Annotated in this window: 10 protein-coding genes; 2 read left to right on the plus strand and 8 right to left on the minus strand. The window is 37.8% G+C overall.

Features of this window, described 5'->3' with window-relative positions:
* The first annotated feature begins 72 nt into the window (after window positions 1-72).
* The gene (locus tag ACXZ1K_RS12165) at window positions 73-438 is read left to right on the plus strand and encodes a response regulator (protein ID WP_458969937.1); all 366 of its coding nucleotides are present in this window, start codon (window positions 73-75) and stop codon (window positions 436-438) included.
* Window positions 439-638: 200 nt separating this feature from the next.
* Window positions 639-821: a hypothetical protein gene (locus tag ACXZ1K_RS12170; protein WP_458969938.1), complete on the plus strand. Its 183-nt coding sequence runs from the start codon at window positions 639-641 to the stop codon at window positions 819-821.
* On the opposite strand, the gene ACXZ1K_RS12175 is transcribed toward ACXZ1K_RS12170, so the two are convergent.
* From ACXZ1K_RS12175 to ACXZ1K_RS12210, 8 genes are all read right to left on the minus strand, one after another.
* Window positions 822-2,093 (minus strand): nucleoside recognition domain-containing protein, encoded by a 1,272-nt coding sequence (locus ACXZ1K_RS12175; protein WP_458969939.1) that lies wholly within the window; start codon window positions 2,091-2,093, stop codon window positions 822-824. It abuts the gene before it with no gap.
* A 32-nt stretch (window positions 2,094-2,125) separates the two neighbouring features.
* The gene (locus ACXZ1K_RS12180) at window positions 2,126-3,289 is read right to left on the minus strand and encodes a M14 family zinc carboxypeptidase (protein WP_458969940.1); all 1,164 of its coding nucleotides are present in this window, start codon (window positions 3,287-3,289) and stop codon (window positions 2,126-2,128) included.
* Window position 3,290: 1 nt separating this feature from the next.
* The gene (locus ACXZ1K_RS12185; protein WP_458969941.1) at window positions 3,291-6,134 is read right to left on the minus strand and encodes a S9 family peptidase; all 2,844 of its coding nucleotides are present in this window, start codon (window positions 6,132-6,134) and stop codon (window positions 3,291-3,293) included.
* Window positions 6,135-6,347: 213 nt separating this feature from the next.
* Window positions 6,348-8,147, minus strand: coding sequence for a membrane protein insertase YidC (yidC, locus tag ACXZ1K_RS12190; RefSeq protein ID WP_458969942.1), 1,800 nt, complete (start codon window positions 8,145-8,147; stop codon window positions 6,348-6,350).
* A 20-nt stretch (window positions 8,148-8,167) separates the two neighbouring features.
* Complete coding sequence (locus tag ACXZ1K_RS12195) at window positions 8,168-9,784, minus strand: CTP synthase (protein WP_458969943.1); 1,617 nt, start codon at window positions 9,782-9,784, stop codon at window positions 8,168-8,170.
* 453 nt (window positions 9,785-10,237) lie between these two features.
* A complete protein-coding gene (locus tag ACXZ1K_RS12200; RefSeq protein ID WP_458969944.1) occupies window positions 10,238-10,777 on the minus strand; it encodes a hypothetical protein in 540 nt (179 codons plus the stop codon).
* Entirely contained in the window at window positions 10,774-11,508 is a 735-nt protein-coding gene (gene kdsB, locus ACXZ1K_RS12205; RefSeq protein ID WP_458973251.1) for a 3-deoxy-manno-octulosonate cytidylyltransferase, read from the minus strand. Before kdsB ends, ACXZ1K_RS12200 begins: the two co-directional genes overlap by 4 nt.
* A 1-nt stretch (window position 11,509) precedes the next feature.
* A complete protein-coding gene (locus ACXZ1K_RS12210) occupies window positions 11,510-12,124 on the minus strand; it encodes a deoxynucleoside kinase (protein ID WP_458969945.1) in 615 nt (204 codons plus the stop codon).
* Window positions 12,125-12,129: the final 5 nt, after the last annotated feature.

Genomic DNA, 12,129 nt, shown 5'->3' on the forward strand with positions numbered 1-12,129 from the left:
TTTGAAAAATCCTAATTTTGGCATATTTATGGCTGTTATGCCAACTATCATACATACAAAAGCAATGAATAAATGTCGAGAAGGATATTAGCTGTAGACGATGACAACGATATAGTTGACATTATTAAGATAATTTTAGAAGACGAAGGTTACGAAGTTTCAACGCTAACTAACGGTCGTGACGTTCTAAAAACAATATCTTTATCTAGGCCAGACTTAATTCTATTAGACGTAATGCTTGGTGGAATCGATGGCAGAGACATTTGCAAGGCCATAAAAGCGGATAAGTTGCTGAGTGATATTCCAATTGTAATGATATCAGCAAGCCACAACCTGCATAACATTTTGACCGAAAAAGGCTCTCCAAACGATTTTCTAGCAAAGCCTTTTGATATCGATATTCTAATTAAAAAGGTTAATGCCCAATTTGCTGCCTAAAATGCAATTGTACTAATTTGACTATTTTTGAATAAATCTGTATACAATTCAGCCCTGCATCATAATTTATTATACGCTTAACTTTAACAAAACATTTTATATGGAGTTTTGTTAAATCATTACTAACCAAATTTATTATGTTAAGTGACTGCCTAAATTTCCAATTTGATATTCAGGGTAAGCCTATTAAGGGCTTTTGTATGAGAATTCAAGATGATTTCCATGAAACCTATGCTGTTATTGTTGATGGATACCACTCATTCTGTGTTTGGATTGATGCAACATCTACCTGGAGAAGCTCTAGAAATGTAGCGGTAGAACCGACTGTTCTGCAAAGAATAATTAGTGAGCTATCGATTAATAAAGAATCTGCTTTCGGCTAGTTATCCGAAGAACAAATAAGAAAGTGCTATCGCTGTACAAACGCCTACCAGGTCTGCGAGGAGCATTGCCCCAATTGCGTAACGGGTATTCTTGATGTTTACTGCTCCAAAATATACTGCCACAACATAGAATGTAGTGTCGGATGCCCCTTGAAATATTCCAGATAAATTGCTGGCAAATGAATCCTTTCCAGAAGTAATCATAGTGCTAACCATCATGCCCCTAGCTGCACCGCCACTTAAAGGACGGATTAAAGCTGTCGGTAGTGCGTCTACAAATCTGGTATCTGCACCAAACAATTGGAATACATATTTAATGCCCATCATCACTACATCAAAAGTTCCACTGGTTCTCAACATGCATACTGCTACTAAAATACCTACTAAATAGGGAATGATTTTAAGTGCGGTTTCAAATCCACCTTTTGCACCATCAACAAAGGCATCAAACACATCTATTTTTTTATAAAGCGCACCGATCACAATGAGTAAAAAAATGAGCAATATAATTCCGCTACTTAAAATACCAGAAAAAGATTTAATTCCAGTTGCATCTAATTGATGTACATGCCAAACCAACAGAGCGATGATTGCTGATAAGCTGAGTATCCATGTAATGATAACAGGTTGCAGAAGGTTTATTTTCTGTTTAAATGAAACAATAAACATGGCTGCCATAGTACCAACAAAAGTTACGATTAAGCAGGGAATGAAAATATTTGTTGGGTCTGATGCATTTTGCGCAGACCTAATCGCAATTACACTGACAGGAATTAGGCAAAGGCCTGCTGCATGAAGGCACAGGAACATAATTTGAGAATTACTAGCAGTGTCTTTATTTGGGTTCAGCTCTTGTAAGCTCTGCATGGCTTTAATCCCAAAAGGAGTGGCCGCATTATCCAATCCAAGTAAATTAGCCGAAAAATTCATGATCATGTGCCCCATTGATGGATGCCCTTTTGGAATTTCGGGAAATAATTTTGAGAAAAATGGGCCAACTATTCTGGACAATAATCGAATACCGCCCGCTTTTTCGGCAATGCTCATCAAACCCATAAAAAGGGCCAATGTTCCAACTAATTTAATACAAAGATCTACAGCAATCCAGCAGGTTTCAATAATGCCATCTAACTTCAACGGGTTCGCCGGATCATCTGATTTACCGATAACCATCCAGTTGAAAATGTCGGTTTGGCCAAAGAAAAAGCATTTTATGCATGCCACAGCAATGGCAACAATAATAAAGGCCGACCAAATTCTACTTAATGCCATCTGCTTTGTTTTTTTGGTTCAAATTAAAGCTTTTAGGTCAATAATCCGTTGGAGATCGCTAAAATAATTTTATTATCGACAGTTAATTTAAGGTTTGCTTGTTGTTCAAACACAATATTTCCTTCAAAATTCATTTCATCGCAATTATAAGTTTGATAGCCCATACAGTAACTTAAATCGCCTATGTCCTTTACAAAATACTTATGCACTGATCGTTCCATTTCTTGTTGATACGTTATTTCATAATTTAAGCCAACGCTAGTTTTCACACCATCAACTATTACGTTGTTTAGCAGAATATGGAAAATTTGCTTCTCGTTTTTCGGTATGTCAAAATACGAAGCCACAGTTCTATCCTTATAAGAAGCTGTAGCAATGGACCATATTCCCGAAATGACAGATAGAAAATAATACTTTCTAATCGTTTGTTTTTCATAATCTTGTTGAAATCCACCAGCTTCAATTAAGATGGTTGAAGTACCTGCCAATTGAAAATTATCGCCAAAGGCTCTCGGTTCATATTCGTCTTTAAATAAACCAATTTGTCCGGGCAATAAGGGCGCTAAAAATTTATAGATATCTGCTATGACTAACATTGCAGCTAATCGGTTGTCATTGATAGCTAAGCTAGCGTTGTAAGATGGTGCCAAATAGGAGAGCGTAGCTGGTTTAAGCGTTCCGGCTACACTCCACAAAGTATCTTGGTCATGTAAATTAAATCCAAAGTGGGGTTGTAATTTGTCTCTTAACAATTTAAGAACTTTGGCTTCGGCGCTTGAGGTCTGTAAAAAATCACGATTTATATCTATCTGTTTTGCGTTCCTTCGAGTAAATCTTTCCGCACCATCCGGGTTGACCATCGGTAACAAATAGAGTGTGCAATTCTGCTTTATTAATCTTGTGAAATTCTCATATTGCTGGTGTTGTAGAAAATTGAATAAATCCAACAAAGCCATAGTGCCCGTTGCTTCATCACCATGCATTTGACTCCATAAAAATATCTTAGCGGGGCCATTACCCCAGGTTATGAGATTAAGGGTTCTGCCTTCTTCTGATACGCCCACTTGTTCTACATTGAAGCTTCCACGTGGAAGGCGTTCAATAATTTTTAACAGCCTATGATGTTTTAAAAACCTGTTCTTTACCTCAGTTTCTTCAAAATCATAGTAGCTATTAATTAAGGCTGATATTTCCATCTTAAGGCTTTTCGTCTGTCAGCTCAAATCCCCAGGTTCTTCCTTTATCTACTGCTGGAATTCCGCTAACCATCCATACAGGTGCTTTCGCCCCTTTAAGGTAATAGTCAAAAAACTGCTGCTCTCTGATTTGTATATCCTTCCTATTCTGGCGAAGTACTAAGTTGTGCGCTTCATTATTGTAATTTAAAAGCCAAACAGGCTTTCCAAGACGCTTTAAGCCAGTAAACATCTCTATTCCCTGATACCATGGCACGGCTCCATCTGCGTCATTAGACATGATGACTACCGGTGTACTTACTTTAGGCAAAGAGAATAATGGCGAATTTTCTATGTATAATTCTGGCTTATCCCATAACGTAGCCCCAATTCTACTCTGAGTTTTTTCATATTGAAATTGCCTGTTCATGCCAGATTCCCATCGTATTCCGCCGTAGGCTGAAGTCATGTTTACAACTGGCGCACCAGCCCAGGCAGCAGCATACATGTTAGTGCGTGTTATTAGGTGAGCTACCTGGTAACCTCCCCAACTTTGTCCTTGTATGCCAATCTTTGTGCCATCTACCCAGGCATTTTTCTTCAGTGACTCTACTCCGGAATTGATGAACTCTTCAGCAGATCTTCCTGGATATCCAATTTCATAACTGATATCTGGTGCGAAAACCAGATAGCCATTGCTTACGAAATAAGGTATGTTAAGTCGTGATGGTGTAGGGGCAGGAGGTTGATAATTGTATAAACCGTCTGATAGCTTTTCGTAGAAATAAACGATCATTGGGTACTTCTTAGCAGGATCAAAATTTTCAGGTTTGTAAAGGATGCCTTCAGAATTAAAGCCTTTCGGCGTAGTCCACTTTACCAATTCTGCGGTACCCCAATTATAGTTTTGTTGTTGAGGATTGGTATTACTCAATTTAGCTTCTGTTTGCAAATCTACTGAAGCATATACATTTGGTGAGTTTACATAACTAGCTTTTTCATATAGGTATCGCTCAGCATCCTTTGCTTTCGTTAGTCCGGTATATTTGTATTTCCCCATTACCACTAGTTCCGGGCTTTTATTGTCTCCAATATTTTTACGATAGAAGCCAGTTTCTTTAGTTTGGTTATTGAATGCATCTAGCCATACCACTTGCTTTTTATCTAAAAATCTACTTTCAGGATCTAACTGATCGTATCGGAAAGTGATTTTGCTTAACCTGCCAAATCCATTTGTAATATTTTTTGGTGCATTTTTGCCTTCTGGAGAGAACTCCCAAATGTCATACCGATCATACAATAGTACGGTCTTATCATCTTCTGTCCATGCCGCTGAACCATAAGGTGTAGGATTATCTGGCACATCATTTTCTTCATCAACCAATTTGACGGTCATGCCCACATTTAATTGCGTCTTTTTTCCAGATGCAACCGTATATGTAAACCAGTTGCCTGTCCCTTTTTCAAAATAAAGCACATATTTCCCTGAGGGAGATGGCATTGCATCGCCAGCAAGCGACTCCAATATTTTTTTTCTAATACCTGTTTTGGTATCCACCAGATAGTAATCCTTTAAGGTTCCTGCAGTCCACTGCGATGCAATCCTGTTTCCATAATCCGTTGTAGCCAACACAAAATCTGCATTACCTTCATTAACCAATGTCGCCTCTGGTAGTTTTTGGTCGGTTAGAGGAACAATTTTGACGTCACTGTTGAATATTTCTATAGAGGTTAAGTAATTTTTTTTCAATTCTCTTTCGGCATTTTTCAATTGCATAGGCTGCAAGTAATCATCTTTATAACCCCAAACGTCTAATTTTGCATTTTCGAAGTCTACCAAAGTAGTGTCTTTAGGTTTCTTAGTAGGAGCAATGCCGAAAAAAAGCTTTCTACCGTCTTTGCTAAAGGTCAACTTTGCGTCACCACTTACCGACCATTTAGAAGGCATTCCTTTAACTGCGTTGTCTACCAGAATTTGAGCTGTGTCAAGGGAAAGGGAATTGTAATAAATTGCGTATTCTTTGATTTCGGTTTTCTCAGGACTTTGTTCTCCTAAGAACGCAATTGCTTCACTATCGTCGTTAAAAGCAAAAGTTTTATAATTACCTTTAGCACCAACAAGCGTTTTGACTATTCCTTTTTCAGTGTTATATAAGTAAACTCCATTAGGAGCGGCTTTGTCTTTTTTAGATCCGGTACAAGCTAGAGCAAGTTGCTTTCCGTCTTTGCTAAAGGCGTACTCTGAAACAAATTTAAATGCCTTTTCTGTTCCAATTGCCAGATTTTTAACAATAAGATCGGTTCCTTCTTTATTTGAAGTCGCGTTGGCATCATCATCTGCTAATACGTCCGAAGCATCTTTCTTAATGCCGGATGGAGAAGTGGCTGAACTTTTTTTTGCAGTATCTAAGGGTTTTTCTAGTTGGTAGGCAATGAATGATGTTGCGTTTTGAGGGAATTTAAAAGATTTAACCCTCGGTATCTTAGTAACCGCCATGGTTGTGAGGTTTAAAATACCTAAGCTATCTTTGGTCATTTCATCTGCCTTCTTCTTCTTAATTTTTGCAAGCCTCGTTTCGGAATAGATAGGTTTAATGGCGAATGCAAAATATTTTGAATCTGGGCTAAAAAAGAAGCTTTCTCCACGGTTAATCTTTAGTTTGGTATTTGTTACAAGATTGTTGATATAGAGCACACCATCCCCTTCTTGCTGACTGACGGTAAATGCGGACCATACTCCATTATTAGAAAGTTTTTTTGATGAAATCGATTCCCAGGAATCGTAAACGGTATGGTCTATGGGTTTTTTCTGACCGTAAGCAATACCTGTAAATAACAAAAGTGCTAATGTGAATTGTTTTTGCATATGAAGTTCTAAAAACGTGGTGGTTAATCGAGATGTTATAAAAATTGCAAAAAAAAATGGCGGAATATACTTTGTATGGCTTTTTTTACAAAAAGCCTTAAAGGATCATATGGAAAAGTAGGATGGTAGGCCTTGTAAAACAAGCTATTTGTAGACAAGGCAAACTATAAATAAAGATGCAATAAAAAAGGCATCCGAAGGATGCCTTTTTATCTAATTATCTTTTTTCTGTTTTAGCTGATTTTGCTGGCGCATATAATCATCTAGTCTAGCTTGGAATTTGGATTTCTTTTTCTGCTCAACCGGCTTTGTCTTATTCTCTTGCAAAGTTCTGTGGATCTTATCGTCGTCCACCATCGATTTAATTAAAAACTGTTGCGCAAAAGTAAGCATGTTGGCCAGGAAATAATAATAGTTTAGTCCTGATGGATAGCTGTTCAATACCCCGAGGAACACAATTGGCATGATATAACCAATATACTTCATTTGCCCTGTTGCTCCAGAAATCTGATTATTAAAATACGTATAGATCAATGTAGAGATTGTCATGAGAATACACATTAAGCTCAAGTGGTTTCCGATAAACGGAAGCTTAACGCCAAATTTGATAAATTCGTCATACGTAGACAAATCATGCATCCAAAGGAAACTTTGACCCCTAAGCTCAAATAAATTGGGGAAGAAGAAGAAGAATGCCATTACAAAAGGCAATTGAAGTAACATCGGTAAACAGCCACCCAATGGGTTAACCCCAACTTGCTTATAAAGTTTTAGGTATTCTTGTTGTAACAGGGTAGGGTTGTCTTCACCAACCTTAGCTTTAATCACATCCATTTCGGGCTTAAGAATTCTCATCTTGGCCATAGATACATATGATTTATAGGTAAGAGGAGACATAGCAACTTTAAGCGCTACTGTGAGTATTAATATAATTAAACCATATCCCCATCCGAAACTTTCCAACCAGTTAAATACTGGCAATACGACGAATCGGTTAATGTACTTCAGGGGCCAATAACCCATATCAACTTGCTTTTCTATCTCATGACCTTGTGCCTTAAGGGTGGAAAATTTATTGGTGCCAAAATAAAAGTTCATGGCGTAACTCTGTTGTGCAAGTTGGTTAAATTGAAGTTGCATATTTGCAGAGTACCATTTGATTTGACCTGGCTGAGTACTTACTTTTATTTCCAAATCCCCTTTTTCGAAAGGTACAGCCGGTATTAGAACTGCCGAAAAGAAATGCTGTTTGAAGGAGAACCATTCTATTTTTCCTTCTTTTAATTCTTCCTTCTGGTCTTTTGCTACACTTAAATGATCAGGGTTTTTATCTAGATATTTGTAATAAGGTGCAGAATAACGTTGTTCATTTGCCACATCTTTTTCCTGTTGAACTAAAGTAGTTTCCCAGTTTAAATTAATGGTATTGCCCTGAATTACTTGATTTAAACCGTTTAAATTGATATTCATGCCAACATTATTACTGTTGGGTTTCAGATCATAAATAAATTCTATGTATTTGTCTGCTAAATAATTGGCGCGCATACTTATTGTAGAAGGGCTGGAAGTTGCTGTAAAGTACAGGTCATTGGTATTGACAATTTTACCACCAATATTCAGGTTAAGTCCAAATTTATTTTGATCACCAGAAAACAATACTACCGGTTTTCCCTCGAAGGTTTTTTCACCCTTAACTTCAGCTGACAAAATTCTACCACCTTTATTGGTAAACGTCAATTTAAGGTTTTGATTTTCCAATACAGAAATCGCCTCAGTGCCGGAGATGCTTTTACCAAAAGGGCCACTTAGCGTAGCGGAATCCAATGCTGCTACTGGAGCGGCAGCAGTTGGAAGGGGAGTTTGTTTTGCAGCACCTGCAGATTTTTGTATTGAATCTGCAGCGATTCTTTCTTTTTCTTTCTTGATGTCTGCCTCACTAGGCTTAAAAAAGTAGAAGGAACCAGCCAGAACGATCATGATCAGGAATAATCCCGTAAACGTATTTCTATCCATTATTGTTAATTAAACGCGTATTATTTTATTTTTTTCTTCGCAAACTCTACCGCAGCGGCGACAAATTTAACAAAAAGTGGGTGAGGATTAGCAACTGTTGATTTTAATTCCGGATGAAACTGTCCACCAACAAAGAAAGGGTGATTTTTAAGCTCTACAATTTCTACCAGTTTGCTTTCAGGATTAATTCCTGAAGCGATCATGCCCGCTTCTTCATACTGTTTAAGGTAGCTATTGTTAAATTCGTAACGATGCCTGTGTCGTTCCGTGATGTGAGACTTACCATATGCCGCAAATGCTTTGGAACCTTTTTTCAGATCGCAGTCATACGCACCTAAACGCATAGTGCCACCTTTACTGGTAATGCTTTTTTGCTCTTCCATCATGTTGATTACAGGATTCTCGGTTTGATCATCTATCTCAGTTGTATTGGCATTTTTTAATCCAAGTACATTACGCCCATATTCAATAACGGCACATTGCATACCTAAACAGATACCAAAAAATGGTACATTGTTTTCTCTGACATATTTAATGGAGTCAATTTTACCTTCGATACCCCTGCTGCCAAAACCCGGTGCGACCAGTAATGCATCTAGGTGACCTAGTTTTTCCCGGGCGTTATCAGGATAGACACCTTCAGAATGGATATATTCAACTCTTACTTTGCATTCATTCCTTGCTCCTGCATGTACAAATGATTCTGTGATGGACTTGTACGCATCAGGTAATTCTACATATTTACCAACCACACCAATTACAACTTCAGAAATTGGATTTTTTAGTCGACCAAGGAAATCCTTCCAACTTTCCATATCTGGTTCATTCTTCTGCGCAAGTTTTAATTTGCTAAGTACAGTTTTGTCCAACTGTTCTTTCATCATCAACAAAGGCACGTCGTAAATGGTAGATGCATCAATAGACTCGATAACCGCATTCACGTTTACATTACAGAACAGCGCAATCTTCTTTCGGATATCTTGATTGATGTGGTGTTCCGTACGGCAAACAAGGATATCTGGTTGTATTCCGTATTCCAATAATGCTTTTACAGAATGTTGTGTTGGTTTCGTTTTAAGCTCACCCGCGGCGGCCAGATAGGGTACAAGGGTAAGGTGGATAACGATTGCGTTATTTGCACCTTCTTCCCATTTAAACTGCCTAACGGCCTCAATAAATGGTAAAGATTCAATATCACCTACAGTGCCACCTAATTCAGTGATCACGATATCATATTTGCCGCTCTCGCCAAGAATACGCATGTTCCTTTTGATCTCATCAGTAATGTGCGGAACTACCTGTACGGTTTTACCCAGGTATTCGCCCATTCTTTCTTTATTGATCACGTTTTGATAGATGCGGCCAGTGGTGATGTTGTTTGCTTGTGAAGTAGGAACATTTAGGAAACGCTCGTAATGACCAAGATCCAGATCTGTTTCTGCACCATCTTCGGTAACATAGCATTCTCCGTGCTCGTAAGGGTTCAACGTGCCTGGATCGATATTGATATATGGATCGAATTTTTGAATGGTTACACTGTAACCCCGTGCCTGTAAGAGTTTAGCTAATGAAGCGGATATGATGCCCTTTCCTAAAGAGGAAGTAACACCGCCCGTAACAAAAATATACTTAGTCATGTTTGTAAATTTGTGATATTAAAGCAATGTTTTTGGCCTGCTTTAATGTTTTTGTACGGGATACAAAGTTAGTAAATAAAACCAATTACCGGAATTAATAATGATTGTTGCGGCATATGTTGTAAGGGCTTATAGCTTAAAAAGTTATCAAACAGGGGCTGAAATATCTGCAGCTGACTTAACCCAGATTGGATAGGGAAATCAGGTAAGGGCAAAAAAAAATGCCCGGAAAATCCGGGCACTTCTAGAAATATATTTGGTTAGAATATCTAATTTCGGTAAAGGGTGATCAACTAGTAATTTTGAGCGCCTTTCATTATATAAACATAACACAAATATTATAATTATCATAATATTTTTTTCATTTTTTCGTTTTGGCCTTCATTAATACGTTTTAGCAATGCCTTGAACGAATGTTATTTTTGAAAATAGTGATGGCAAATATCTAAGTTTCTACTTTTTGCAGCAATTGTAATAGACCTTAACTTTGTTTTCCTTGGCCGACCAGCCTATATATATCTTTTGTTCCGGGCCAAGTCTGTAAGCAAATCCATTTAAACCAGTCATCTTAAGCTCGTCATAAAAAGCTTGGTCTGGAACATTTTTATCTGCCATTTCAGTTTCTGTTACTGCGGGCTCCATAAAATTCTCTTCGTCCAGAAAGCGCTCCAGTTCGGTATTGATAAATTCTGCCTTTTTCTGTTCTTTCTTAAGATCTACGGTAGCGTGGTAGTTATTGAAAAGGTCTTTGGCATTAATATCAAGATTATAAATTAGTAAGCCCCTTGAATTGGTTATGGTGAAATGGATGAGTTGATCTTTAATCTCTCTTCCTTGCAGGGTAACCTTGAAAGTATCTAGGTTTAGGGAATCACTAAAGTTTTTAACGATTGTCTTAGTAAAACCGGCTGCATGAACATTTACTTGCTTGGCCCGGTTACAGGAAGCAGTTAAAAATAGAAATGCACAAAGTATCAAAGAAGCTGTTCTCACAAAATTTCGTTAATCTTTTTTAAATCTTCAGGGGTATCTATTGCAATGGTTTCTAATTCAGTTATTCTTGTTTGGATATGGTAGCCATTTTCAATCCACCTCAACTGTTCCAGATTTTCAACGCTTTCCAACTTGGATGGGGCCAGTTTTGTGATCTCTTTCAAAGCTTCGACGGTATATCCATATATACCAATATGTTTATAGAAATCTGAGTTAAGGAGCCACTCTTCGGGAGCTAGGTTTCTTAAATAGGGGATAGTTTGGCGACTAAAATAAATGGCCTCCATTTTAGAATTCACAACTACTTTTGGAATATTTGGATTGAAAAGATCCGCTGGTATATTGATTTTCTTGATTAGTGTTGCCAGTTTAACAAATTGATCTTCGAAACAAGATGCAAGTAAATCAATTTGCTCTGGATCGATATAAGGTTCATCACCCTGTATATTAATGACTGCATCAATGCCGCTCATATTGCTGATAACCTCTGCACAACGATCTGTCCCGCTGACGTGATTGGAATTCGTCATCACAAATTTTCCTCCAAAGTGATTTACTTCTTCCGCTATACGTTCATCATCTGTTGCGACTATGACATCTGTTAAAGAGATAGCGGAACTAGCTTGCTCATACACGCGTCTGATCATACTTTTACCATGTATTTTAACCAGAGGTTTTCCGGGAAACCTTGTTGATGCAAATCTGGATGGTATGATGCCAACTATCCTCATATTAGAATAAGCCATTGATTTCTGCTTCTATAGCCTGTATAATTGTACCAAGATCTTCCGGAGAATTGGTGAAGTCTAGTTTATCTTTATCCAGAATAAGAAGATTGCCTAATTTATAGTCCTTTATCCAAGCCTCATATTTTTCATTCAGCTTTGACAGGTAATCAATTCTAATACCGGCTTCGTATTCCCTTCCCCGTCTTTGTATATTATTGACAAGGGTAGGAACTGATGCCCGCAGGTAAACCAAAAGATCCGGCGGTTTAATAAATGATGTAATGTTTGCAAATATTGCTTTGTAATTCTGATGATCTCGGCTGGTCATTAGCCCCATTTCGTGCAGGTTGTCTGCAAAAATATGGGCATCTTCATAGATCGTTCTGTCTTGAATTACATTTCTGTTAAAGTTTTGTATGTCAACAATTTGCTGGAAACGACTGTTTAAAAAGTAGATCTGGAGGTTGAAACTCCACCTTTTCATATCACTGTAAAAATCTTCCAGGTACGGATTATTATCTACCGCTTCATACAAAGCTTCCCAATTGTAATGCTTTGCGAGTAAACCGGTGAGAGTGGTTTTTCCAGCGCCTATGTTTCCAACTATTGCTATATGCATATTAA

The organism is Pedobacter jaeyakensis (assembly GCF_054461315.1).

Bases quoted from the DNA above. Each gene is read 5' to 3' on its own strand.
- ACXZ1K_RS12195 (WP_458969943.1), bottom strand. From the start codon at position 9,784: ATGACTAAGTATATTTTTGTTACGGGCGGTGTTACTTCCTCTTTAGGA.
- ACXZ1K_RS12185 (WP_458969941.1), bottom strand. From the start codon at position 6,134: ATGCAAAAACAATTCACATTAGCACTTTTGTTATTTACAGGTATTGCT.
- ACXZ1K_RS12170 (WP_458969938.1), top strand. From the start codon at position 639: ATGAGAATTCAAGATGATTTCCATGAAACCTATGCTGTTATTGTTGAT.
- ACXZ1K_RS12165 (WP_458969937.1), top strand. From the start codon at position 73: ATGTCGAGAAGGATATTAGCTGTAGACGATGACAACGATATAGTTGAC.
- yidC (WP_458969942.1), bottom strand. From the start codon at position 8,147: ATGGATAGAAATACGTTTACGGGATTATTCCTGATCATGATCGTTCTG.
- kdsB (WP_458973251.1), bottom strand. From the start codon at position 11,508: ATGAGGATAGTTGGCATCATACCATCCAGATTTGCATCAACAAGGTTT.
- ACXZ1K_RS12175 (WP_458969939.1), bottom strand. From the start codon at position 2,093: ATGGCATTAAGTAGAATTTGGTCGGCCTTTATTATTGTTGCCATTGCT.
- ACXZ1K_RS12210 (WP_458969945.1), bottom strand. From the start codon at position 12,124: ATGCATATAGCAATAGTTGGAAACATAGGCGCTGGAAAAACCACTCTC.
- ACXZ1K_RS12180 (WP_458969940.1), bottom strand. From the start codon at position 3,289: ATGGAAATATCAGCCTTAATTAATAGCTACTATGATTTTGAAGAAACT.